Source organism: Bradyrhizobium diazoefficiens USDA 110, from assembly GCF_000011365.1.
In the GTDB taxonomy this organism is placed as follows: domain Bacteria; phylum Pseudomonadota; class Alphaproteobacteria; order Rhizobiales; family Xanthobacteraceae; genus Bradyrhizobium; species Bradyrhizobium diazoefficiens.
In genome coordinates this window covers 1,857,432-1,883,014 of the sequence record NC_004463.1, presented here as the reverse complement: position 1 = coordinate 1,883,014, position 25,583 = coordinate 1,857,432, and the positions used below count along the sequence as shown (strand labels likewise).

General features: G+C 61.2%; 12 protein-coding genes and 4 pseudogenes. 7 read left to right on the top strand and 9 right to left on the bottom strand.

Features of this window, described 5'->3' with window-relative positions:
• The first annotated feature begins 679 nt into the window (after positions 1-679).
• From BJA_RS08680 to BJA_RS08670, 3 genes are all read left to right on the top strand, one after another.
• Positions 680-3,349, top strand: a complete 2,670-nt coding sequence (locus BJA_RS08680; RefSeq protein ID WP_011084527.1) for a PAS domain-containing protein — start codon at positions 680-682, stop codon at positions 3,347-3,349.
• Positions 3,346-4,029, top strand: coding sequence for a response regulator transcription factor (locus tag BJA_RS08675; protein ID WP_011084526.1), 684 nt, complete (start codon positions 3,346-3,348; stop codon positions 4,027-4,029). Before BJA_RS08680 ends, BJA_RS08675 begins: the two co-directional genes overlap by 4 nt.
• An 84-nt stretch (positions 4,030-4,113) precedes the next feature.
• Complete coding sequence (locus BJA_RS08670) at positions 4,114-4,500, top strand: response regulator transcription factor (RefSeq protein ID WP_014497989.1); 387 nt, start codon at positions 4,114-4,116, stop codon at positions 4,498-4,500.
• Positions 4,501-5,297: 797 nt separating this feature from the next.
• Here the strand turns inward: BJA_RS08670 and BJA_RS08665 are convergent.
• Positions 5,298-6,566: an IS256 family transposase gene (locus tag BJA_RS08665; protein ID WP_038968105.1), complete on the bottom strand. Its 1,269-nt coding sequence runs from the start codon at positions 6,564-6,566 to the stop codon at positions 5,298-5,300.
• Positions 6,567-6,605: 39 nt separating this feature from the next.
• Between BJA_RS08665 and istA (BJA_RS08660) the strand changes: the two are divergent.
• Both istA (BJA_RS08660) and istB (BJA_RS08655) read left to right on the top strand, forming a co-directional pair.
• Positions 6,606-7,898, top strand: a pseudogene (istA, locus tag BJA_RS08660) (IS21 family transposase); the annotation flags it as partial.
• Positions 7,899-7,906: 8 nt separating this feature from the next.
• Positions 7,907-8,616 (top strand): annotated as a pseudogene (istB, locus tag BJA_RS08655) (IS21-like element ISFK1 family helper ATPase IstB).
• A 30-nt stretch (positions 8,617-8,646) separates the two neighbouring features.
• Here the strand turns inward: istB (BJA_RS08655) and BJA_RS08650 are convergent.
• The 6 genes and pseudogenes from BJA_RS08650 to BJA_RS08620 all read right to left on the bottom strand — a co-directional run.
• Positions 8,647-9,225 (bottom strand): hypothetical protein, encoded by a 579-nt coding sequence (locus tag BJA_RS08650; protein WP_011084521.1) that lies wholly within the window; start codon positions 9,223-9,225, stop codon positions 8,647-8,649.
• 407 nt (positions 9,226-9,632) lie between these two features.
• Positions 9,633-10,442, bottom strand: a complete 810-nt coding sequence (gene istB / locus BJA_RS08645) for an IS21-like element ISBj11 family helper ATPase IstB (protein WP_018270204.1) — start codon at positions 10,440-10,442, stop codon at positions 9,633-9,635.
• The gene (gene istA, locus BJA_RS08640) at positions 10,439-11,953 is read right to left on the bottom strand and encodes an IS21-like element ISBj11 family transposase (RefSeq protein ID WP_038973741.1); all 1,515 of its coding nucleotides are present in this window, start codon (positions 11,951-11,953) and stop codon (positions 10,439-10,441) included. The genes istB (BJA_RS08645) and istA (BJA_RS08640) overlap by 4 nt, the downstream gene beginning before the upstream one ends.
• Positions 11,954-12,338: 385 nt before the next feature.
• The gene (locus BJA_RS42845) at positions 12,339-16,664 is read right to left on the bottom strand and encodes a Ulp1 family isopeptidase (protein WP_011084517.1); all 4,326 of its coding nucleotides are present in this window, start codon (positions 16,662-16,664) and stop codon (positions 12,339-12,341) included.
• Positions 16,665-16,936: 272 nt separating this feature from the next.
• The gene (locus BJA_RS08625) at positions 16,937-19,189 is read right to left on the bottom strand and encodes a hypothetical protein (protein WP_011084516.1); all 2,253 of its coding nucleotides are present in this window, start codon (positions 19,187-19,189) and stop codon (positions 16,937-16,939) included.
• Positions 19,190-19,370: 181 nt separating this feature from the next.
• Positions 19,371-19,722 (bottom strand): annotated as a pseudogene (locus BJA_RS08620) (DDE-type integrase/transposase/recombinase); the annotation flags it as partial.
• Between BJA_RS08620 and BJA_RS08615 the strand changes: the two are divergent.
• On the top strand, positions 19,609-21,405 hold the full coding sequence (locus BJA_RS08615) for a recombinase family protein (RefSeq protein WP_011084515.1): 1,797 nt from the start codon (positions 19,609-19,611) through the stop codon (positions 21,403-21,405). The pseudogene BJA_RS08620 and the gene BJA_RS08615 sit on opposite strands and share 114 nt — an antisense overlap.
• Positions 21,406-21,452: 47 nt before the next feature.
• Here BJA_RS08615 and BJA_RS08610 read toward each other — a convergent pair whose 3' ends face one another.
• A complete protein-coding gene (locus tag BJA_RS08610; RefSeq protein WP_011084514.1) occupies positions 21,453-22,517 on the bottom strand; it encodes an IS630-like element ISRj1 family transposase in 1,065 nt (354 codons plus the stop codon).
• Between the two features lie 270 nt (positions 22,518-22,787).
• Here BJA_RS08610 and BJA_RS08605 point away from each other — a divergent pair.
• Positions 22,788-23,789, top strand: a pseudogene (locus BJA_RS08605) (type IV secretory system conjugative DNA transfer family protein); the annotation flags it as partial.
• A 213-nt stretch (positions 23,790-24,002) separates the two neighbouring features.
• On the opposite strand, the gene tnpC reads toward BJA_RS08605, so the two are convergent.
• Complete coding sequence (gene tnpC, locus BJA_RS08600) at positions 24,003-25,550, bottom strand: IS66 family transposase (RefSeq protein WP_011084512.1); 1,548 nt, start codon at positions 25,548-25,550, stop codon at positions 24,003-24,005.
• Positions 25,551-25,583 lie beyond the last annotated feature (33 nt).

Sequence of the window (25,583 nt, the reverse complement as noted above, 5' to 3'; positions counted from 1 at the left end):
CACTTGCCTCACGCGATTAAGGACGACGTAGGGATCCTGCGGACGCAGCTTGTCGTTCTCGTTACGATGCGCGCTGCGTTAGCAGAGCATGGTGGGTGTGATCAGCGTGAATGGCACTCGACAAAGCCGTGGCGAGTCATACGAGGCTGCCCTGCGTTCTGCGACGCCGCTCGCTTCCAGCGGAACCAGTTTTTCGCAGCTAAAGCGCGATAAGATTGGAACGAATCATCATCGCGCGTAGGACTCGCGCGACTCCGGCTTCTGTGTCGGCAGGCGAACTTGCGCTTTCTTCGCGGGAGCGGCTGAGTCGGGGAGACGAGTCATTGGGCAGCTTTTTTCTGATCCTTGCCGGTCCGGAGGCGCGCCTTCGAACCTATCGGCTGAACTGAAACCACTGTCCTCATTCCGCGGCCTAATGGGGCGCATTGGCCGTAGGCTCGAGCGATGCGCAAAAGCGGACGTTTCAGCTTCGACTAAAGTCGCGTCAGCGACACCTACTGAAGGTTTAGGACAAATATACGTATGTTTATAATGCGTTTTTTCCCCGCGCGTGCTGAGTTCGGCAGCCGATGATCGATCTTGCACACGCTATCATGCGGACCCAAGTGTTCAAGATTGCCTCATTTTTGCCTAAAATGCTATAGCTCTCCCGCCGGATAACAGGCCGGACGGTCTCAAAATGTATAGGATCAGCAGTTTCAAACGTTCAGCCCCTCAGTTGACCTTGGGCAGCATAGCGCTAGCCGCGGTTACACTGACTTGCGTGTACTTTCAGGCGCATTTCGCCGCCGCGGCGTTCGCCTATTTGTTAGTAGTCTTACTATTTTCGTTGATGGGCAGCTTCATTGCTTCATCAGCGCTTTGCATCGTCGCAATCGCTGCTCTCGCATACTACTTTGCGCCGCCGGCGTTTAGTTTACGAATCGATGATCCCCGCGATGTTCCTGTGGTTGTTGCATTTCTTATTGTCTCTGTTGTCGGAACGTACCTGATTGGAAAACTCCGCCAGGAAAGAGAGGCTGCACGTGTGGCTGCGGCCAAGCTTCAGCGGAGTGCCTCGGATTTGGAGGATCGTGAAAAACGGTGGCGCGCAATTTTCGAGCACAATCCAGCCATGTACTTCATGGTCGATGAGGCCGGCATTGTCCTCAACGTCAATACGTTGGGCGCGACACAACTGGGATTTGCTTGTGCAGAACTATTGGGCCAATCCGTGCTCGACGTATTTCTGGAGGAGGATCGCGCATTCGTCCGCAAATGCATTCAGACGTGTCTTGAGGATGTTGGACAATCGCGCACTTGGGACGTCCGGAAAGTCAGGAAGGACGGTTCTGTATTGTGGGTGCGTGAAAACGCCAAGGCCATGCTTTGGGCCGGCGACCGCCCCGTCATCCTCATGGCGTGCGAAGATATTACGGAGCGCAAGCAGACCGAGCTTGCGCTGCAGCGGAGCGAAGCGCATTTGGCTCACGCGCAGGAGTTGAGTCATACAGGCAGCTTCAGCTGGAACGCCTCTACCGGCGAGGCCTTCTGGTCTAAGGAGACATTTCGGATTTTCCAAATCGATCTTCAGACGACACCGGCGCCACAACTCGTCATTGAGCGCACGCACCCAGATGATAGGGCTTCTGTCAAAGAGATTATCGATGAAGCGATGCGAGACCTGAGGGATTTCGAGCACGAGTACCGGCTGCTGCTACCTGACGGCTCCGTGAAGCACATCCATGCGCAGGCACGAGTCACGCGAACCGCCTCTGGTGAAATTGAGTTTGTTGGGGCAGCCACCGATATTACGGCAGCTAGGCGAGCAGAACAGCAGTTGCGCCGAAGCGAGGCCTATCTGGCCGAGGCTCAGCATCTCACTCACACAGGCAGCTGGTCCTGGGACGTCCACACACGAGATTTCGTTTATCGCTCCGCTGAGGTCGACCGCCTGTTTGGCTTTAACCCACAAGAGCCGGTTTCGCTAGAGACTATTCGATCGCGCATCCATCCGGAAGACTTGCCAGGGTTGCAGGAGGTGCAGCGTCAGGCGATTGACCAGGAGCACGAACGGTTCGAATATGATTTCCGTGTTATTCTGCCAGATGGCGGGATAAGGCGCATACACTCCGTTGCACACGTTGTCGTCGGCAGCGATGGTAATGTCAGCGAGCTGATCGGAACACATATGGATGTTACCGAGCAACACGCAGCTAGGGAACGCTTGGAAAACACGCTTGTAGCGCTGCGCGAGAGCGAACAGCGCTTTCGCGACTATGCCGAGACTGCTTCCGACTGGCTCTGGGAAACCGGGCCAGATCATCGGGTCACTCACTTGTCCGAGCACACCAGCGCTGCGGGAATTTTGGCGACAGGGTTAACGGGCCTGCTTCGCTGGGACATCGCGTGCGACATGGAAGAAGAACCGGAGAAGTGGCGTCAGCATCGGGCGACGTTGCAGGCACACCTGCCGTTCCGGGATCTCATCTACCGTACCGTAAATAGGATGGGATCTCCGATCTACGTCCGCACTAGTGGCAAGCCCTTCTTCGACGGAAACGGAAATTTTTTGGGCTATCGCGGCGTCAGCACTGACATCACCGCTACCATTCGCGCTGATCAGGCCGAACAAGAGCTGCGAAAGGCACAGGCGGAGCTTGCACATGTGACGCGTGTAACGACCTTGGGAGAAATGACAACTTCTATCGCCCACGAGATAACCCAACCACTCGCCGCTATCCTCAGCAACGCCGATGCGTGCCTCGGCTGGATGGCTCGCGATGTTCCCAATCTTGCAGCCGCGCGCTCTTCAGTCGAATGGATCATAGAAGATGCAATCCGGGCAAGCGAGGTGATCCGTAGTATTCGCGCACTCGCGAAAAAGGGCGAGATCGAGATGGTGCCGCTCGACATTAATCAGGTGGTTAGGGACGTCAGCGCGCTGGTAACACGAGAGCTGGTGAGCCACCAAGTGACGTTGCGAAGCGAGTTGGCGTCTGCGCTGCCTAGGGTCCTCGGTGATCGAATTCAGCTACAACAAGTGATCATCAATCTGGTGATGAACGGAATCGAGGCCATGGACGCAGTTACAGACCGGCCGCGTGAACTTCTGATTCAATCATCTACGGACGATCTGGGGTACGTGCAGCTTTCCGTGACCGATTGCGGCGTCGGGATCGCCGAGAATGACGCGGACCGCGTCTTGGACCCCTTCTTCACCACCAAATCGAGCGGCCTAGGAATGGGCCTTTCGATCTGCCGGTCGATCGTGGAAGTTCACGGAGGACGAATTTCAGTGGTTCAGAAAAATGGACCGGGCGCGACGTTCCAGTTTGCCCTTCCGCTGCATAAGGAGGCCATCTCGTGACAGGACGATTTGACTGGAGAGGCCAAGGCGGACATACCGAGGCTTCGACGAAGGCAATCGTCTTTGTCGTCGAGGATGACATCTCTATGCGTCGCTCGCTTACGAACCTTTTTCGATCGGTAGGCTTGGAGGTCGTGGCGTTCGGATCGGCCCGTGAAATGCTGCAGAGCACAATGCCGGACGTCACAAGCTGTCTAGTTCTTGATGTCCGGCTGCCGGGCCTGAGCGGCCTTGACTACCAGACCGAGCTCGCCAGGTTGAACATACACATCCCAATCATCTTCATTACCGGCCATGGCGACATTCCCATGACCGTCAGGGCCATGAAGGGAGGCGCGGTCGATTTCCTCAGCAAGCCCTTCCGCGATCAGGAACTGCTTGATGCCGTCGTTGCGGCGACCGAACGCGATCGCAAAAGACGAGAAGCTCAGCGAACCGTGGCGAACCTGAAATCTCTATTTGAGACCCTAAGCCCGCGAGAACAGGCAGTGATGAAACTGGTCGCGACGGGGCTGATGAACAAGCAGGTAGCCGCCGAACTTGGGCTCGCCGAGATCACCGTCAAGATCTACCGGGGACACGTAATGAAAAAGATGCGTGCCCGCTCGCTGGCTGACTTGATCAGAATGAGCGAGACGCTCGGAATTAGCGCCAATCACACTGAACAAACCCAAGTATGATTTTACAATTCCATCACTTAAGCCCACTTTCGCGAAAGTGGCTGACGGTTTGGCAGCCGCTGTACTGCGTCGGGAGGGCTCATCTTGTCCACGCCTTTGATTTCCGTCGTTGACGACGACCCCTCGGTCCGTGCGGCGACAGAAAACCTTTTGAAATCGCGTGGCTACGTCGTGCAGATATTTGCCTCGGCCGAGGCGCTCCTGCGGTCGCCGCGGTTGAACGAGATATCCTGCGTCATAACTGATGTGCAGATGGCAGCGATGAGCGGGCTGGAGCTGCTGGCAGAGATGCGGACGCGTGGTTACCAAGCACCCTTCATTTTCATTACAGCTTTCCCCAACGAGCGCGTACGCGCGTCAGCCTTGGACGCCGGAGCGATCGGCTTCCTCGCCAAACCATTCGGCGTACAAGAGTTACTCAAGTGTCTCGACAGCGCACTGCAGGCATATGGCGACCGAGGCCGCATCTGATTCGATCAACTGCGCGTTCTTGTCCGATCTAACGACGATCACGCACCGGGCAACCTCTTTGCGGCCGGAACCGCGACCTGCCCTAACGTTATTAGGAGCTAATTCTTGCCCGCCAAAGCATTACCGGCTACTGTCGGCTGCAAAACAACCTTTGACCTTGCGAGAGACGGAGGGTACGCCGGCTCGATTCATTCCAGGTCGTGATCAAAGTAATGCCGGCCCAGAGCGATCAGCGCCCCTAGCATTTAACTCCACCTGGAGCGAAGCTATATGCTCCATTGCAGAGCGGTTCCCGAGAGCGCTCGGCAAGCACGAGATTGGTTGTGCTCAGCCCAGCCGCGGTGACGACGAAATGGAGCTTCGCCAGGACGCCCCTCATGTCTTGGTCACCGCTTTTCCGGTGAAAGCGCTTTGAACGATGCCCAGCCCAAGGAATTGTTACGTCCGCTGACGCGTGCGGGTTGGACTTGTCTATAGGGCCGCCGCTTCGTTATCGATTCCCAGCGCTCCGGCTATCGTCAAGCTCCCACATCATGTGTGGCAGACCTCTGGTCCAACCCGTCAAACGTGCTCGGCGCAACACGTCCCCACCACGGCCGGGCTATCACACAGGTGTCCTCGCCGCAGCGAGCATCGGCAGCAACTGGTTTGTACTGTAGCCCCCAATTTCTTAGGGCAAACAAATCAGTCAGCAACTGCTAAGCTAAGGAGGACCGAGGAGACAGCATTGATGTCTCCTGTGTCAGAACGTAACCTAAGTTCGTCTGAGCTATGCGGGATTTTGGGTGACGAGGCGATCAGGCGGCGTGGTTTTCCGGCACTTGGATGACCTCGATGCCGTTTTCGAATCTGACACCTGCGCTGACCTTCGGCAACTGATTTGTGCCTTTCAGCCGCCGCCAGGTCTTTGATGCGGCGCAGAGCAGCTTGAACACCATCAACTTGGCAGTCGTTGACGATAACGAACCTTTCGTGCGCACCGTTCTGTGCCGGACCGTCGCGAACACGCTTTCGATGGGATTCGTCGTCCGCAAGTGGTCCCAATGCTCGGCGGGGAATTCGTAGAACGCAAGCATTGCGTCGCGATCTTTCGTCAGGCACTCGACCGCCTTGTCGTACTTCGCTCCGTATTTCTCGGCAAAGACATCGATCGCCACTTCGGCCGAAGCTCGGTTGGACGCCAAATAGACCTCGCGCAGATCCTTCTTCATGCTGGCCTGTACCGACACTGCGACTTTGTTCAAGATATTCGCGGTTTTGTGCACCCAGCACCGCTGATGTCGCGTGGCGGGAAAGACCTCGTCGAGCGCCTTCCAGAAGCCGAGCGCGCCGTCACCGACGGCGATTTCCGGGGCGATCTTCAGCCCACGGGTTTTCGCCTCGACGAGCAGTTCGTGCCAGCTCTGCGTGCTCTCGCGCACGCCGACCTGGAAGCCGATGAGTTCCTTCTTGCCTTCCGGCGTCGCGCCGATCAGCACCAGCATGCATTCGCTGTGGTCTTCCATGCGAGCCTGCAGGAAGACGCCGTCCGCCCACACGTATACGTACCGGCGCGCCGACAGATCGCGCTTCTGCCAACGCTCGTACTCGAGCTGCCACTCCGTCGTCAGTCTGGAAACCACCCCCGGAGAAAGATTCGGCGCATCCTTGCCCAAGAGCGCCGCCAGCGCCTCCTGGAAGTCGCCCGTCGAGATGCCTCGCAGGTACAGAACCGGCAAAAGTGCATCCAAGCTCTTCGTGCGCCGTGCCCACAACGGCAGGATCGCCGAGGTGAAGCGGATCCGCTCGCCATCGCTGGTCACCGCGCGATCGCGAATCTTTACCCGGGCGACTTCGACGGCGCCGATCCCCGTCTGGATCGTCCGCACTGGACCATGGCCGTGCCGCACGAGGCGGTCGCGGCCATCGGGACGCTTCAAGCCCTTCATCGCGGCGAGAAACGCCTCGGCTTCCATCTCGACAGCCTGCGCAAGCAGCTGCCGAGCACCAGATCGCAAAATATTCGTCAGTGGATCGTCGATCTCATCGGGCTGACGCAGTGGGACAATGTTGCTATGCTCGTTCATGGCGTATCGCTCTCCTTGAGGTTCTGGCAGGCTCGACACCCGCCTCGATACGCCGCCTATCTCATTCCGTCATCACCCAGTTTCCCGCATAGCTCGTCTGCTGGGTTGAGCTGGCCGCTTCCGGAGGGAATGACCGATGAAGACCTGGAGCTTTTGCTTTTCCCGGCCCCACGACCAGCGTCTCAGAGCCCGCAGCGGCCGGTGCCCGACTGGAGCTACATCGATAAAGAGCTCCGCCGGCGCAACGTAACCCGTCGCCTGCTCTGGGAGGAGTATCGCGCCGTTAATCCCGACGGTTTCGGGTACACGTGGTTCTGCACTACCTACGAGGCCTGGAAGGGGCGGGTCCGACCTTCGATGCGGCAGATTCATCTGGGCGGCGAGAAGGTGTTCGTGGATTTCGCCGGCGACACCATGGACATCGTCGATCCCCTGACCGGGGAAGTGCAGCCGATGAAGCTGTTCGTCGCGGCGATGGGCGCTTCGAACTACACCTACGCCGAGGCCTGCCCCAGCGAGAGCTTGGCCGACTGGATCCGGGCCCACGTCAACTTGTTCACGTTTTTGAGCGGAACGCCGACGTTCGTGGTCTGCGACAACCTCAAAGCCGCCGTCAGCAACCCCGACCGCTACGATCCCGGCCTCAATCGCACTTATGCCGAGATGGCGAGCCATTACGGCACCGCCATTCTCGCCGCACGGCCGCGGCGCCCAAAAGACAAGGCGAAGGTCGAGGTCGCGGTGCAAATCGCCCAGCGCTGGATTCTGGCCCGGCTGCGCAATCAGCGCTTCTTTTCCCGGGCCGAGCTCAACGCCGCCATCAAGACACTCGTCGACGAACTCAATGCTCGTCAAATGCGTGGCTTCGGCTCAAGCCGCGCCGAACTGTTTGCCGAACTCGACAAACCCAAGCTAACCCCGCTGCCAGATCAGCCTTATGCCTTCGCACGCTGGAAGCGCTGCCGCCTCGCTCCCGATTATCATGTCGAGGTCGACGGCCATTGGTACTCCGCGCCGTATCGTCTGATTGGCGAGCTGGTCGATGCCCGTATCGACGATCGGACGGTCGAGATCTTCCACAAGGGCCAGCGGATCGCCAGCCATGCCCGCGCGCCCAACCGACGCGGACACACCACCATCGCCGACCACATGCCCAGCGCCCATCGCCGCTACGGCGAATGGACCCCCGCCGCGGTGATCGCCGCCGGCGAGCGGATCGGTCCTTCGACAGCAGCGTTTTTCCAGGCCGTGATCGACGCCCGGCCCCATCCAGAACAAGGCTTTCGAACCTGCCTTGGCATTCTGGCGCTCGTCAAAAGCTACGGCGCCGACTGACCGGAATGGCCAAGGCCTTCGAGGAGCAGCGCCGATCGCCCGATCTCGAAGCCCTGCCGTTCGAAGATCGCATCGGCCTGTTGGTCGACCGCGAAGCCGCCGAACGCGACACCAGGCGGCTCACCACGCGCCTCAAGATCGCCGCACTGCGCCAGACTGCTTGCGTCGAGGACGTCGATCTGCGCACCCCGCGGGGCATCGACCGCGCCGTTTTCGCCAAACTCGTCGAAGGTCGCTGGATCGATCGCCACGAGAATTTGCTCGTCACCGGGGCAACCGGCCTGGGCAAAAGTTGGTTAGCCTGCGCGCTCGGCCACAAGGCCTGCCGCGACAACCGATCAGTCCTCTATCATCGCGTTCCAAGGCTGTTCGAGGCGCTCGCGCTCGCGCGCGGAGACGGACGCTACGCCCGGCTCCTCAAAAGCCTCGGCCGCGCTCAGCTTCTGATTTTGGATGATTGGGGACTATCGGTGCTCACCGCCGCGGAACGCCGCGATCTGCTCGAAATCCTCGAGGACCGACATGGCCGCGCATCCACCATCGTCACAAGTCAGCTCCCGTGGACACCTGGCATGGAGCCATTGGGGACCCCACGGTCGCCGACGCCATTCTCGATCGCCTCGTCCACAACGCCCACCGCCTCCAGCTCACCGGAGAAAGCATGCGAAAACGCAGCGCCAAAACCATCACCCTTGACGGCCAACCAGAACACTGACTCTATCTCCCATCGGCCGTAGCGGGCTGCTCACGATCGTCTGAATTCAGTGCTCACGATCGCGCGAAATCGATGCTCACGATCCGTGAAATCCGCAGTCTGCTGGGCGATCGCCTGCTCGCGCGTCAGGCGGGCCATTTCGACCGTCGAGACGCTGCCCGATTTGATCAGTGACGAGGCCCGCTCGACGGCGGCCACTGCCTTCTCCCGTCGCGCGGCCGCGGCCTCGATCGCCGACTGGATTTCGGCAATGCGCGCCTGGAGCTGGAGGATGCGACCGTCGCGGAACTGGGCCGCCTGGCGGGCGAGGTCCTGTTGCGCCGTCTCGGCGGCCGCAAGCTTGGCGGCGAAACTCGGGCGCTCATTTTCCATCCGGGACATCTGCCGCCGAAGATCGTCGAGCCGCACGCGATCGCCACGCGCGTTGACGACATGAAGGATCGCGTCGCCCTCATGGACCACGCTGAGTTGCGTCGAGCCTTGCGGCGGCTTCGCGCTCACGGTGCCGTCAATCGGCGAGCGCAACGTCACGATCCTGGCATTGACCACGGCCGCAACGCTCGAGGTCTGCAGCACGGCCTTCAGCGGCAACCATCCGAAGACGGCCACAATCGCAAGGCCAATGCCGACCTTGAGCAGGCGGCGAACCGGCGCGAGCCTGCAGGTACTTCGGGATGGGAAGCACTATCGCTGACGGGCTCGCTCACCGGCTCGTCGTGCGCCGGCTGCAACCGATCCTGCAAATCGCGCTGCAACCCTCGTGCGCCCGATTCCTCGTCCTTGCTGACGGACGTATGATCTTCGGGAACGGGCTTCTGCTGTTCCTGATTCTCTCCTTTTGTGAGACGTCAAGCCCAACATATTGCTTCATAGCCCCTCCGATTTATAGCGCGACGATCTGGGTCGGAAGAGCGCGGCGATCAGGATGGCGAGTCAGTGTCGCGGCGCGATGATGATCGCCGCGATGATTGTCGCGCGCAAGAGTTTTGTTTGCTTTGATTGTCGCGGAGCGTCAATCAAGCGAGCGTTTTTTGTGTCGCGTGCTCCGGTGGCCGCCCTGGACCACGCTTTCGCTCGAGGGCAGTCCGCCTGCGATAGCTCTCGACGTTCATCTCGACGATGGTGGCGTGGTGAACAAGGCGATCGATCGCCGCGAGGGTCATAGCTGGGTCCGGAAAGACCTTGTTCCATTCTCCAAAGGGCTGATTGGCGGTGATCAGCAAAGAGCGTCGCTCGTAGCGTGCGCTGATGAGCTCGAACAGCACACTGGTCTCGGCCTGGTCCTTGGTGACATAGGCAAGATCGTCCAAGATGACGAGATCGAAGCGATCGAGGCGGTTGATGGCGCCCTCGAGGTTGAGCTCGCGGCGAGCCACCTGGAGCTTCTGCACGAGATCGGTGGTGCGGGTGAACAGGACGCGCCATCCGTTCTCGATGAGGGCCAAGCCGATTGCTGCCGCCAAGTGGCTCTTGCCTCCACCGGGCGGACCAAACAGCAGCAGATTGGCGCCCTTGCCGAGCCAGCCGTCGCCGGCGGCGAGTGCGGTCATTTGCGCCTTGGAGATCATCGGCACGGCCTCGAAGTCGAAGCTGTCAAAGGTCTTTCCGGTAGGCAGCCGCGCCTCGACGAGATGGCGCTCGATGCGGCGGCGGCCGCGCTCAGCGATCTCGTGCTCGGCAATGGTGGCGAGGAAGCGCGCCGCCGGCCAGCCTTCTTTATCGGATTGCTCGGCAAATTGCGGCCACAGCGCCTTGATGGCGGGCAGCCGCAGCTCGTTGAGCAACAGATTGAGGCGCGCGGTGTCGACTACGTTGGTTGTGCTCATGCGGCGCCTCCGATCTCGGCGGTACCGATGAGGCATTCATAGGTGGCGAGCGGTGCGAGGCGTACCACGACGTTCGGCACCTGGGCGGGATCCGGGGCGAAGTGAGTACGTAGCCGGTTGAGGTCGGGCAGCCGGCCGTCGTTCAGGTCAGCCGTGAGCTGATTGGCGAGTTCGGCCTCGCAACCGCGCTCATGGGCGAGTGCGAGGAGATCGACCATGATCCGGCAGGCCTTCTTGTCCGGTAAGCGTTTGCGCAAGACGTCGAAGGCTCGGCGGTAAGCTTCCCGGGGGAACAGCTGGTCGCGGTAGACCAGGTTGAGGAGCGCCATCGGCTTGCGCCGCAAGGAATGGATCACGTGCCGATAATCGACGACCTGATCGTGCTTGCCATTGGGATGCGGCCGCCCGCGCGGCAAGGTGAGGAGATGCGTGCCGCCGACAAACACGTCGAGGTGATCGTCATACAGGCGCACCCGCAGCCGATGGCCGATCAAGCGCGACGGCACCGTGTAGAACACCTTGCGCAAGGTGAAGCCGCCGGACGACGTCACGTGGACGATCACCTCTTCATAGTCCGACGTGCGGCGGTCCGGCAGATCCTGAAGTGCGCTACGTTCACTGTCGATCCGCTTGGCGTTGCGGGCATTGCGGCGGCTGGCGATCTCATCGATGAAGCCACGATAGGCAGCTAGATCGTCGAAGTCGGCGGTGCCACGCAGCAACAGCGCGTCGCCGATCGCTCGCTTGAGATGACCATGCGAACTCTCGATCGCCCCGTTCTCGTGGGCGATGCCACGATTGTTGCGGGAAGGCCGCATGCCGTAATGGGCACAGAGGTCTTCGTATCGCCGCGTCAGATCGTCTTTGGCGTCGCGGTCGAGATTGCAAAAGGCGGCCGACAGGCTGTCGGTGCGATGCTCCCGTGGCGCCCCACCGAGTGACCACAAGGCATTCTGCAGGCCTTCGGCCAGAGCGACGAAGCTCTCACCGCCGAGCACGACATGGGCGTGCTCAAACCCGGAATAGGCCAGCCGGAAGTGATAGAGACGATGGTCGAGCGGTACGCCCGCGATCGTGACACCCAATTCGCCCATGTCGGTGAAGTCGGACAGGCCGCGCTGACCGGGTTCGTGGGTCTGGCGGAAGATGACCTCCTGCTCCTCGCCGTGGATCGCCCGCCAGGCCCGGATCCGGCGCTCCAGCGTGCGACGGATGCCGGCGCCGAGCTCGGGATGGCGTCGGAGCAACTCCTCGAAGATCGTGACCGGCCGCACACCGGGGGCGGCCTTCAGCATCGGCGCGATCTCTGTCTCAAATACGCGGGCCAAGGGATCTGGCCGGCGACGGCCGCGGGGAGCCTTCTTCTGCGACGGAAGGCGTCGATCCTTCTCGATCCGGTAAGCGGTCGAGGTGCTGAACGAAGCCTTGGCGGCGGCCACGGGTGGGCTATCGGTCTGACGGTACTTCATGTAGAGCCTCATTTGGTGATCGGTAATGTGTCGGCCTGGCACGCGAGTGATTCCTCTTGGCGGAAGAACCACTTGCATAACCAGCCGGCCGCGATCACCAGTCGGCGCGGTCCGCTGTGGATCGCGCCGACGCCGGGCTCGTAACTCCGGTCGGGCTACGCCCTCCCTGCGTCACGAGCCCGGCGTAGCCCTCTCATCATGGTCGACGCTCCACTTCCATCCTGTTCGCCGCGCGGCATCCGATTCGTGTGATTGCGTGCAGGCTTGAAGATAGCGGACCTTTCGTCCCGCGGGCGCCGACCGCAATTATGTCATCGTGTGGGGTCCGGACGCCGATCGGCGTCCCAAGTACTTGATTGACTTCGCGCGTACGGGGGTCAATGTTCAGCGTCGATTCACAGCCAACTCTATCTCGCCCACGGCGACATCAGCCCCTGAGTCGGTTTTGCAGTGCCTGCCGATCGACGACGAGCTGGTCCAGGTGGACTGTCTGCCCTCCTTGCTCCAATTGCCTAACCAGCGCCCGCGTCCCGTCCACGACAAAGACGCCGCAATCATAAGTGTTCTGCTGCTGGGCCATGCCGGCTGGCTCCAGGCGGAGGTGCAGCCTACTTGCGAGATGCTCTGCATGCTTTTTGTTGAGTCCCCTGTAGGAATCGTAGTGGTAGGCGACCGGCTGCCCCCGGTCACTGCGATCAACGAACAGCAGCGACCAATGGTTGCCGAGGTTATTAGGATCTTCAGGGTTGGCATTAATCACGGGCAGGAACAGGAAGTCGGCTGTATCATTAAATTCATCATCATGGACGATGCGCTGGAACTCGGTTTGCACGACGCCATCGTCGTTAGAGCCCAGATAATTTAGGACGATGAGGGGATTCACGAACCGCGTCCGGGCGGCGAGATCCGGATCGTTCCTCTGCAAATCCTGCTCCTGGAGCCGGTAATCCCTGTCGATATGCTCGTCGCCCAGCCATTCCGTGTCCTCGAGCACCAGCCCGTGGCCGTGAGACGAGACTGTCGGATCTAAAGCCCCGATCTGAGCGTTGGCGGAGGTGATCGGAAACGGCCGTACAGAATTAGCATCGTCGCGTGATTCGGACGGCGTGGGCGCAGTCAGATCAACCAATGGAAAACCGCGGTAGGTGTCCGAGCGCGCCCTGGCAGCGGGCGCCGGCGCAAAGTGAGCATCGTCGCGCAATTCCCACGGCGTGGGCGCATCCAGATGCACCAATGACTCAAGGCCGCCGTAGATGTCTGAGGGAGCCCTGCCGGTTGATGGTGAGGCCGGTTCTTGCATCTGCCGTCGCGCCAGCTCCTCGCGCAACCACGCCAAAGCTTCATCATCCGAGAAGGCTGGCGCCGGAGAAAGCCCCTGCGGCGAACCGGGCTGTCGAGCGCCCTGGTGATGCCCCGGTACTGGCCCGGCAAACAGCGGCCGAAAGTCAGGCGCCGGGGCCCAAGCATTGTCACGCAACTCGAATGGTGTGCGCGGATTCGGATTAACCGCTGCCTCAAGACCGGCGTAGGTGTCTGAGCGAGCCCTGGCAGGATGCGCTGGCGCAAAATGAGCATCGTCGCGCAACTCGGACGGCGTCGGCGCATTCAGATCAACAAATGGCTCAAGACCAGCGTAGGTGTCTGAACGGGCCCTGGCAGGATGCGCTGGCGCAAAATGAGCATCGTCGCGCAACTCGGACGGCGTCGGCGCATTCAGATCAACAAATGGCTCAAGACCAGCGTAGGTGTCTGAACGAGCCCTGGCAGGATGCGCTGGCGCAAAATGAGCATCGTCGCGCAACTCGGACGGCGTCGGCGCATTCAGATCAACAAATGGCTCAAGACCAGCGTAGGTGTCTGAACGAGCCCTGGCAGGATGCGCCGGCGCAAAGTGAGCATCGTCGCGCAACTCGGACGGCGTCGGCGCATTCAGATCAACAAATGGCTCAAGACCAGCGTAGGTGTCTGAACGAGCCCTGGCAGGATGCGCCGGCGCAAAGTGAGCATCGTCGCGCAACTCGGACGGCGTCGGCGCATTCAGATCAACAAATGGCTCAAGACCAGCGTAGGTGTCTGAACGAGCCCTGGCAGGATGCGCCGGCGCAAAGTGAGCATCGTCGCGCAACTCGGACGGCGTCGGCGCATTCAGATCAACAAATGGCTCAAGACCAGCGTAGGTGTCTGAACGAGCCCCGGCAGGATGCGCCGGCGCAAAGTGAGCATCGTCGCGCAACTCGGACGGCGTCGGCGCATTCAAATCAACAAATGGCTCAAGACCAGCGTAGGTGTCTGAACGAGCCCTGGCAGGATGCGCCGGCGCAAAGTGAGCATCGTCGCGCAACTCGGACGGCGTCGGCGCATTCAGATCAACAAATGGCTCAAGACCAGCGTAGGTGTCTGAACGGGCCCTGGCAGGATGCGCTGGCGCAAAATGAGCATCGTCGCGCAACTCGGACGGCGTCGGCGCATTCAGATCAACAGATGGCTCAAGCCTGCCCTTAGCATGTGACGGGGGCCTGGATGGTGATGCTGGTTCGTGCAGCTGTTCACCCAACCAAACCCAAGCTCCCGCGCTTGGGCTTGCCGGCGTTGAGGGAAGATCCTGCGCCGAGCCGGGATGCCGATCGCCCCACGCGGCCGGCGAGCTCGGCTGCTCAGGGCCTGGCAGCCCCAGCTCTCGGTTCGCCTCGATGAGTTTTAAGTAGCTGCGAAGATGCGACAAATCGGGACGGTATCTTGCGCCTCCGGTCCGTTGGAACGCCAGCACATCGTTGTCCAGCGTTAACTGCTCCTTGCTAGAGCCGTTAAGTCGCCCGATGATGCTCCCTTTGCGATTCCCTTTAAGCCACGCACTCAGCGCGCGAAGACGTGTCGCCCGCTTTTGCGCAGACCCCTTATCCTTCGCAGTTTTAACATGTTTCAGAGCTTGGCTCAGCGCGCCCTCGATGAGGGGCGCATCTTCTGGATGAGGAACCAGGCGACGTGGGGCACCGAGGACGCGGGGTTCGGGAGCTTCGGCTTCTTCACCCCCACGCAAGAGCCGCCGGAGAACATCCAGGGCCGATGTAATGCGGTGCTGGGGGTCACGGCCCAATCTCCGGTACGCCGCAATTTCCTCATCCAGCGGTGTACCTTTTCGTAGCCGAGAAGCTACGGACCCCCCATGCTCTGCGTTGACCCAGCGAACAAATCTCCCAAGCCCGGAAACACTGTTATTGATGGCGCCTGGGGTGAGCTTGCGCCGCTTGGCGTCTACACGAAACCTCGCCAAGAGCTCCGCGTCTTCCCCCGGGAGCGGCTCGCCGATTAGCTCGTTTTGCGACAGCATCGGAGCCTGCATCTGCAATGGGGACGCCGCCAGTTGATGGGATGGCGTCTGCATCAGCTGCCGCTCAACGGCGACGCCCTGCGGATTGCTTAGCGTCTTCTGCCTCTTCGCTGATCTCAACTCCCCTATATCATGCTCATTGATGACGAGAACCTGCTCGCCTGGCCCGAGCGGGTTCCTGTGACGTTTATCCGTCAGTTCGTCGTCATGGTGGCGCCAGTTCAGGGACCCTGCAGCATCCAATGCCAGGCCATGCGGCGGTGAAACCCCATGGTCGGCGCGGGGCAAGTTCAAGTCACGAAAAGACCCTCCTGCATCCGCTGCTTGTTGATGGTGCGCAATTGTCTCGATAGGCGGCGAGGAGCTGGGTCCGTCCATCGTCTCCAAAAGCAGATCCTGCTGGTTCGCAGGCAGAGTCTCCGGCCAGCTGATAGCTCCGCTCGAGCTGTGCTGTGCAGTCGCGGCCCGGGTCCGGCTCGGCTCAGCGCGAACCGCGCCTTCGAAATCAGGAACGGGGCGAATATGAGGCCGGAGCTCGATCGCTCTAGCACCCGCCGGCGACCTCAGGAGATGAGCCAGTGCGGCCCCGGCTTTTCTGCGGCCACGGGGGTCCGCCTCCTTATACTGGCTGACATCATTATCCAGCGAGCCGTCGCCAAGTCGAGCAGCAATGCCGGGCTTATCGTTCTCACGGAGGTAATCACTGAAATCGATAAGAAGAGTTGCATACTTCCTGACGGTGTTGGCGGTGCCTGACGCTGCATCTTCCTTGTACCCTTTGATGAGATCCGCATCTTGGGAATAGGGATTCAGCTCAACCCGGCTTGCAATCGGCGCGATGCCGCCCGGCGATTGGGAGGCTCGAAGATGAACCAGTGGCGTAGCGATGGCCTGCCCCTCCTGCTTGCCGAACTCCAGGGCATCCTCGACCAGCGACTCTTCGGAAAGCCGGGCAGCAATGCCCGGCTTTCCGTTCTTTACGAGCCAATGCCCCAATCCGAGAAGACAACGTACATTGCGCCTGACGGTGCGCTCGGTGGCCCCAGCCTTGAAGAGTGCCGGCCCGAGCCCCTCAATAAGAGACGCATCGTCGGAATAAACAGGATCCATGCCGCTTCCTGCGAAAACCAAATTTGCATGGCCGAGCGGCAGCGCCGACGCATTCAGCGTCGTTCCACCGCCTTCACCGTGCGGAGCCGGCGTATATGGTTGCCCGCTCGCCCGCACGATGGGTCGCGCCTCAGATCGCGATGCATCCGCTTGATAGGCGCGGACCTGCATGAGCACGGGAGCGGACAGGACAGCGACCTCGCTCAGCTGCCGCTGAAAGGCCGCCGCCTCTGCCGACGAGTCGGCTGGAGAGGCATCTTGCGCGTCCACGCTATCCGTTTGTTGCCCCCCCCGATTCATTGAGACGAATTTCATGTGTACTCACTTTCGAAGATGAAGAGCCTGGAGCGCTGATCGCATGCGCCTGGACTTGAGACGACACATCGCCGGCATTTGACGGTTCAGCTGCCAAGCGAAAGGAAGTTGGGGTCACGACGCTCCCGATCGAATTTCAATCGGACCCTGTTGTCGATCTGTTCGAGGAAGCCCGCGCCGGCTTCGAGCTCATCGAGGATTTCCTCTCGGTGAGAAACGGTCCACTTGATCGTGTCACCACAGCGACGCTCTGGCGCGGGACACCCAGGTAACTACATCCCGAGGCGCGCGAACTGCATCGACGCGTGCTCCGCCTCGGGAAGGGGATGCCACGGCTGGCCGCCAGCTGCGGTGCGCAACAAGGACCTACAGAACGCCGGCGTGAGCTTGCCGCGGTGGATCACGACGTTCTCGCGCCCCGTCGCAGCTCGAGCGCTCTGCCAGTCCTGATTGTAGCCGCGCTGGTCATTGGACTTCACGTGGCAAGCGGCGAACCCGGCATCGCTCAGCGTTGCCAACTGCCTGGCATGTACCGGCCGCTTGGTATGGATGTGCACCCACATCGGGCTTGGCGTCGCGCCATTGCGCAGGGCCTTGGGCTGCAGCTTGATCTCGAACAGTGTCCCCGGATCATCCTTCAAGGCGCGCGGTGAATTCACAGCCGCCAACTCCCCGGCCGCTCGCAACTGTTCAAGATACTTCTGGGACGGAAACGCGTAGGTCTTCATGCAATCGATCGTGATCACTGCCTTTTGCGCCGTGAAAGAGTTTGCCTGTCCCTGCACCTCGGACAACATCGCCTTGAGCCGGGCTATTTTGTCGTGCACTTCCGGCACTTGCGCAGGCGTGAGTAGGACACGTCGGCGAGGCTCCTCCAGCGCGGCTACACTGGCCTCAATCTCGGAGGCCTGTGTCTGCAGGCGCTTAACGACGAGATCCACGGCGTGATCGGCGTCCTCGGGCTTCCCGTGGCGCGCTTGCGAGACCGCGCTTTGCTGAGCCGGCAGATCGAACTGCAAAAGTTCGTCCAATCGCTTGAGTAATCCGGTCAGTGCGTTCCTGGAGGGCGGAGCCTGCAATATCTCCAGGTGCCCGGTCGCCGACGATGACGCCCTCGCGAGTGCCGCCTCCTCCGCGCTCGCGAGTTTCTTCGTACCCAGATCCGAGAGTACGATCACCTTGACTGTCGGGGCCGTGGCAGCGTCGGGCGTGGCGAGCTGCGGCTCGCGCGGCCCGGCCGCCGAACTTCGCTCGCCTGCGGCCGGTGCGCGCTTGCCCTTCCCCTCCCTGCGGGCCGCGCCCCCCTCAACCACTACGGCAGTCCGGGCCGTCGGCTCAATCACGGCGGGCGTCTTTGGCTGCACGTCCAAAAGACGCGTGACGTCGTCCGCGGTGACCCATGCACCATCCGCGATCTGGCCCAACAGTTTTAATGGAAGGTCGGCATCCGTTCCGGCGTCCCTTAGCCTGGTAACGATTCCGTGCACCCCTGAGGCAAATTCCGAAAGCCGCTCCATGACTCCTTCCAGAACGGTGCAGTGGTCTGCGTCGAGTGCCGCTCCGTTGCTGCTCAGAACGGCTTCGGACGCCGAGTTAAATGCCGGAAAAACATCCTCGATAAAGGTCCCGAGCAGACGCACCCGCCCATCCTCACCCATGAGGGCGTCGCTTACAGCTGGTTCGAACGTGCTCGCCCGCGACTCAATTAGAAGCTGAGCAAGAGCAACCTGCGATTGCAGATACACGCACTTCGTATAAAGTGCCCAGCCGGTCTGCAGGCGTAGTGCGGCCTCTTCGGCCTGCCGCATCTCGGGCGTGGTGCTCGGCAAGTTGGCGGTGGCCGCGCAGACGGACTGCATCCGTTCCATGCGCAATGCCTTCTTTCCCCACCCCTCCATGCAGGCCTCGTAGTGCTTCGCCACGCTGGATACCGCTCGGCTCAGCTGGTCAGGCTGAGCGTTGGCAACTCGCATATTCTTGAGCAAGGCTGTTGCTTTCTTCCTGCTCTTCTCCAGGTCGCCGATAATCCAGGTGGCCACGATGTCGCATTCGTTTCCCGCAGCGATAGTTTCCTCGCGGAGTCGGCGAGCCCGACCGTCGGAAAGAAGCCCGCGCGCCATGTCCGGGGGGAGGCTCGCGTAATAGCCCAGAACTTCCGAGCCTGCCTTGACGACTTGATCGATCAGCTCTTGCGCCTCCGACGGGTTCGGGTTCTGGGCTCGTGTGGCTGCATTTTTAGAAGCATCAAGCCCCGCAAGCAGGCTGCGCATTTTTTGCTTCGCTGCCTTGATTCCGTCGCCACTTGAGGAAATCTGGACTGCCACCGCCGAAGCTGGTGGCAGGCTCACGAGCGGAGCCGTTCCATCTCGAGGCCCGGAGCGCATCCGCTCCACGACAGAGTCGAAAGATTGCCCGCCCTCCCCGGGGGCGGGACCGAGCTCCGGGCTCGAACTACTCGATCCCCATGCGCTGTCGGCTCCTGCGGGCCCAACGTGCGATTTACCAGCTCGGCCAATGCCTGTCATATTCCACCTCCGATAAAGTCGAGAGTGCGCAGCCAGTCTGCATAGACTGGCTGGCTGACGAGTAGCTGACGTAGGGCGCTTCTCCCCGATTCACAGGAAAACCCGGATCACCGTGGGGTGCAATTCCATCGCGCCTGGCGTGCTGCTGGAGGCAGCGGGGCATCGTCAACTTAATCGACCGCGAGCCGAAGGAGGCGCTTCTCAAAGGTTCGAGATTCGGCGATAGCGCTTGTCGCGGAGATCTCGCGCCAAGTCGCAAAGGCTCGCCCGCGCGAAGCACGACGGAAGTCGGCAGTGACGGCTCCAGAATAGGGGATGTGGAAAAGGTTCGCGACCTGATCGTGAACTGACAGAAACCGTTGAGCCTGACGGGACGATTTGAAACGCTCCATGATCCGCTCGCGCCGCCGCGTCGGCTGATGAGAATTCTCGGCCCAATTGTTGAGAGCTTTGTGCTGGCGATGTTCGACGTGAAAGCCCATCTTCGCCCTCGCAGCGCCGTACGAACGGAGCTTGTCCGTGATTGTCCGTCGTCAGATGGTCGTTCAGCCGCCGGCGGCATACAACGCGCCGGATTCGAGCGAATGGTGGCGGAGGTTTGCCTCGGCAGGGTTGGTGCGGTTTGCGCCCGCGAGGTCTCGCGCTTCGCCCGCAACAGCCGGGATTGGCAGCAACTCATCGAGATGTGCCGCGTGGTCGATACCGTTCTGGTCGATCAAGAGACCATCTATGCGCCAAGGCACGGCAACGACCGCCTGCTGCTCGGGCTCAAGGGCAGCCTCAACGAGTACGAGCTGGATCTGTTGCGCCAGCGCTCGCTCTCGGCCCGCTACGAGAAGGCGCGCCGGGGCGAGTTGGTTGTGACAGCGCCCGTCGGCTTCGTGAAGGCCGGCGACCGTTATGAGAAAGACCCGGATCGGCGTGTCCAGGAGGCGATCAAGCTGGTGTTCGACAAGGTCGAGGAACTGGGCAGCGCGCGACAGGCGCTCTGCTGGCTCCATGAGTACAATCTCGATCTGCCGGTGAAGCAGACCAACGGCGACACGGCCTGGCGGCGACCAAACTACTCTGCCATCCACCGGATCATTGAGAACCCGGTCTACGGCGGCGCCTATGCCTATGGTAAGACAGCTGTGGCGGCGGGATACAGCACCGCTGGCGTGAGCCTGAAGATCCGCCGCAAGGCGCGGAACGAATGGCTGACGCTGAAGCCCAACACTCACGAAGGGTATGTGAGCTGGGAGAAGTTCGAGGCGATTCGCACCATGGTCAGCAGCAATGTTCCCACCAGTCGGCATCACGGCGCGCCCAACCATGGTGACGCGTTGCTGGCCGGTCTGATCCGCTGCAAGCGCTGCGGTCGCAAGCTCACACTCCGGTACTCCGGCATGGAGAACCATATCCCGCGCTACAGCTGCAACCGTGCCTGGATGGATAATGGCTGGGCCCACTGCATCGCCTTCGGCGGACTGCGCGTCGATGACGCCATCGAAGAATCGCTGCTTGGAGTCGTCGGTCCGGGCGCTGTCGCCGCCGCAACCGCTGCCGCCAAGGGAGCCAGGGAACGGCGCGATCAGGTACGCGATGCTCTCAGTCGCGACCTCGAAGCGGCGCGCTATGCCGCCGACAGGGCTTTCCGGCAATACGATGCCGCTGATCCCGCGAACCGGCTGGTGGCCAGTGAGCTGGAAGCGCGCTGGAACAGGGCGCTCGCTCACGCGGCGGAGGTTGAGGCCAAGATCGCCATGCATGATGCGGCCACGCCCGCACCCCTTGCCGATCCAGTCTCGCTCGGCGTTCTGGCCTCGAACCTCAAAACGGTCTGGGATGCGCCGACGACGGATGCTCGCCTCAAGAAGCGCATTGTGCGCACCCTCATCCATGAGGTCGTGGCCGATATCGACGACGCGGCCTCGGAGATCGTTCTCATCGTCCATTGGGTGGGGGGCGCCCACAGCGAGTTGCGCTTGCCGAAGCGCCGGCGCGGACAGCGCAACAGCACCTCTGCCGATATCGTCCAGGCCGTGCGTCAACTGGTGCTGATCGCCAGCGACGATCTGATTGCCGGCCTCCTCAATCGCAACGGCCTCAAGACCGGCAACGGCAATCGCTGGACCCGCGAGCGCGTCACATCAATGCGCTCGAACTACCACATCCCGGTGTTCAAGCCCGCCGAGGACGCGATCGAGCCATGGCTCGGGGCTTGGCAACCTTGACCATCACGCTACTCAACAAAACAGGTTATCGAATCTAGTACCCGGAATCAGAGCTGAGTGATACGGCGGCCTTTGAAACGGCGTTGCCGGACCTTTTTCTTGGTCCAGACGAAGGGCTCGGCTCTGTCGTTGTATGCGTTGACGTAGGCATCGATGTGTTCCTGAAGCTGCTTGAGGCTCGTGAAGGAGGTGCCGCTGAGCGACTGCCCCTGCAAGATGGAAAACCATACTTCGACCTGATTGAGCCATGACGCACTTGTCGGCGTGAAATGAAATTGCACGTTGGGGTGGGCCTTGAGCCAGTCCTCGTTCTTTTTATGGGTGTTGAGGTTGTCGAGGATGACGTGAAGCTTGCGGTTCGGAAAAGTCGCGGTGACGCTGTTCATGAAATCGAGAAACTCGACGCGGCGCCGGCGTTTTGAATGGGTCGCGATGATCTTTCCGGTGGCGACTTCGAGCGCCGCAAACAATGTTGTGGTGCCATGCCGCTTGTAATCGTGGCTTTGGCCGGTTAAGGCGCGGCCATTGGGCAACTTCAGATAACCCTGCGCTCGCTCCAAAGCCTGGATCGAGGGCTTCTCGTCCACGCACAGCACAATGGCCTTCGCCGGCGGCGCGACATAGAGGCCGACAACATCGGCGGCTTTGGCCGTAAAGTTCGGGTCGTTGCTCTCGCACCAGGACTTGCGAGCCACCAGGTCAATCTTGTGGCTGCGCAGGAACCGCCAGACATATTGGACATCGACATCGCCCAGCGCCTCGGCCAGCAGGGGGCCGGTCCAGCGCGCAAACCCTTGCGGTGGCGGCTTATCCAGCAGCTTCAGAATCCGCTTGTCGGTCGTCTTCGTATAAATCGGCTGCTTGCCAGGCCGCGGCTTGTCTTGCAGCCCTTCAAGGCCATGGTCGGCATAGCGATGCCGCCAAAGGCTGACAATCCGCGGCTGGACCCCAACTTCCTTGGCGATCGACCGGGTGCTGCGCCCATCCGCCGCCAACAGAACTATCCGCGCCCGCTTCAAATCGCGCTGCAACGTCACCGGTGAGCGACAGCACGCCTCAAGCACCTTGCGATCTTTCCTCGAAAGGTGGACTTCTCTTGCTTCGGGTATCATCCCGACCTTGAATCACGACTCACGTTCCAAGAAAAGTGGGTACTAGTCAGGCTCCTGGTCGGCCTGGGGCTTCGGTTCGCGCAGCACGATTTTACCCAAAACGGCCAAGCCGGGCGCGATCACGATATTGAAACCCTTGCCGTCATCGTTCGGCCAAGCGGCGCCGATCCGCGTCCATGTAGAATTTCGGCCGTCACCGGCCACAGCGAAGGCATCGTGCGTGGGCTTTCGACTTTCAGACATGAGGTTTCCTTTTCAAAACGAGGGATGTTCATCATGACCGACAATCCGCGCCAGGGCTCGGCGCGGGATGACTTCTTTCGGGCCTCGGCGCTGCAACTGCTGACGGCGTTGATCGCCGATGTCTGTTTGTCCGGTCATACGGAAAAGAAGGATCAGCACCTCCGCCAGGTCCGCGCCAACCTGTCGGAGCCGGAGCCGAAGTTGCGCCAGCGGCTTCAGACGATTTACGACAACTCCGAGTCCGGATTCGTGAAGGAGAATGTCGCGCCCTTCATCGCCATGACGCCAGAGACCTTCAGCGGCGTCTACGCCAATGCGGTGAAGGAAACCCACTGGCTCTCCTATGGCAACTATGCCGCCCTGGTGTCCGGATCGAGCTTCACGACGGCCGAGCTCGCGGAGGGCCGGACGGACGTCTTCATCAATCTCGACCTGAAGACCCTGGAGAACCATGCCGGCCTCGCCCGCGTCATCATCGGCTCGCTGCTCAACGCCATCTACAATCGCAATGGCGAAGTGACCGGCCGGACCCTGTTCCTACCCGATGAGGTCGCGCGTCTCGGCTACTTACGCATTCTCGAAACCGCGCGTGATGCGGGGCGCAAATACGGCATCACCCTCTTGATGCTCTACCAGTCAATCGGCCAGATGCGCGAGGCCTATGGCGGCCGCGATGCCACCAGCAAGTGGTTCGAAAGCGCATCCTGGATCTCCTTCTCGGCGATCAACGACCCCGAGACGGCGGACTACATCTCCAAGCGCTGCGGCGACACGACGGTCGAGGTCGATCAGCTGAGCCTGTCCTCGCAGACGTCGGGTTCCTCCCGGACGCGGTCCAAGCAGCTCGCGCGCCGGCCGCTGATGCTGCCGCATGATGTCTTGCGCATGCGAACCGACGAGCAGGTCATCTTTATTGCGGGCAATCCACCGCTGCGATGCGGACGCGCCATCTGGTTCCGGCGCACCGACATGCGCGCCTGCGTCGGCGAAAACAGGTTCTATCGGAGAGACGCTGGTCGGCGTCGCTGATTATCGCGAACGCGGCGATGAGAAAGACGTGGGCGGCATACAAACGACCGGCTGGTTCCCAGGCAGAGAAAGAAAGGGCGTACGTGGAAGGGCAGTATTGTCTGGGAACGGAAAGCCGAGACGGAGCGCATCCAGCAACGACGGCATACCGGGCTCGATGCTCGGCTCGTCGTACGAGCCGGCGCATCATCTCGCCCGCCACCTGTAAGCCGCCTAATTTTTGATCCAGACGTAGGGCTCCACGCTGTTGATTTTGCAGGTGGCGATGAGCGAAGCTATGCGCGCCCATGAACGACCACCTTCGTCGTGACCAGCAAATGAACTATTTTTACGCGTCAGAGTCAGCGGCCTGATTTGATTTTCGACGGGATTGGTGTCCATCTCAACGCAACCATCGTCGAGAAACAAGGTGAGGCCATCCCAATGGTTCAGGAGATAGGCGATCGCCTTGCCCATCTCGCTGCCCGGCGACAGGCGAGCGGCTTGCTCGCGCAGAAACCTCTCGAGTTCAGCGACGAGCGGCCGTGATCGCTCGTTACGGGTCGTTTGCCGAGCCGGGGCGTCGGCGCCACGGATCTCCTTCTCGATCGCATAGAGTGCGGCGATGCGCGCGAGAACGGCTTCGGCGATGGGTGAGCCGGCTTTCGGAGTCGCTGCGATGATCTTGCGCCTTGAGTGGGACCAACATGCGGCCAGCCGCAGCGGCACGCCGCCTTTGCGCTTGGGCCGTGCGAGCCGATGATAGCCCTGGTATCCGTCGACCTGAAGGATGCCGTCGAAGCCCTCGAGGATGCGCTCAGCATGGTCACCACCGCGTCCTGGCGCGTAGTGGTAGACCACGATTGGTGGATCAGCGCCGCCGTGGCCGCGATCGTCGCGCAGGACAGCCCACAGATAGCCGGTCTTCGTTCGGCCCCGGCCCGGATCGAGCACAGGCGCCCTGGTCTCGTCTATGAACAAGCGGCCCGATTGCTTCATCACGACGCTCATGCGCTCGACCAGCGGCGCGAGGTGGAAGGCGACCGTTCCCATCCAGTCTGCCAGAACGGCGCGATCGATGAAGATGCCATGCCGAGCCAGAACCTGCGACTGACGATAGAGTGGCATGTGCTCGCTGAACTTGGCGACCGCCACCTGCGCCAGCAGCGCCTCGGTGGGGATGCCACCCTCCACGAGATGGGCGGGCGCCGGCGCCTGAGCAACACCGGTGCAGCCCTTTGCACAGGCGTAGCGCGGTCGCACCGTCTCGATCACACGATACTGGGCGGCCATGACATCGAGACGGCGGGAGCGATCCTCGCCGATCTGGGCCATCCGGCCGCAGCCGCAGGGACACTCGAGGTTCTCGGGTTCGATCACCTGCTCGATGCGCGGCAGGTGCGCGGGAAAGGCACGGGCAGCGCGCCTGGTCCGGCCGCTGGACGGCGCCGTGCCGGCGCGGCGCGCACAATCGTCCTGGCGTTCCTGGACTTCGGCGATGGCAATCTCGATGTCCTCGAGAACCAGTTGCATCTGATCGGGATTGAACTTCTCCGAGCGTTTACCGAAACGTGCGCGCTCGTACTCCTTCACGAGCAGTTCGAGGCGTTCGACGCTCTCTTTGGACGCAGCCAGTTCACTCTCGACATGAAGGCGCGCCGAGCATTCATCGTCTGCGCGACGACGTTCGGCTTCAATCATCGCTTCCTGCGCGCGGAAGAGCGCGCGCAAATCGGCGGGCAGCGCTGCAAGACGGGCGGGATCAATGGGGGACGGCGGCACATCCGCAAGCTATCATCCCAAAGCCCCGCGCGA

Excerpts from the sequence above, each read along its gene's own strand:
- istB (WP_018270204.1), bottom strand. The coding sequence starts at position 10,442 with ATGAGCACAACCAACGTAGTCGACACCGCGCGCCTCAATCTGTTGCTC.
- BJA_RS08615 (WP_011084515.1), top strand. The coding sequence starts at position 19,609 with ATGAGAATTCTCGGCCCAATTGTTGAGAGCTTTGTGCTGGCGATGTTC.
- BJA_RS08625 (WP_011084516.1), bottom strand. The coding sequence starts at position 19,189 with ATGACAGGCATTGGCCGAGCTGGTAAATCGCACGTTGGGCCCGCAGGA.
- BJA_RS08665 (WP_038968105.1), bottom strand. The coding sequence starts at position 6,566 with ATGAACGAGCATAGCAACATTGTCCCACTGCGTCAGCCCGATGAGATC.
- BJA_RS08610 (WP_011084514.1), bottom strand. The coding sequence starts at position 22,517 with ATGATACCCGAAGCAAGAGAAGTCCACCTTTCGAGGAAAGATCGCAAG.
- BJA_RS08680 (WP_011084527.1), top strand. The coding sequence starts at position 680 with ATGTATAGGATCAGCAGTTTCAAACGTTCAGCCCCTCAGTTGACCTTG.
- BJA_RS42845 (WP_011084517.1), bottom strand. The coding sequence starts at position 16,664 with ATGAAATTCGTCTCAATGAATCGGGGGGGGCAACAAACGGATAGCGTG.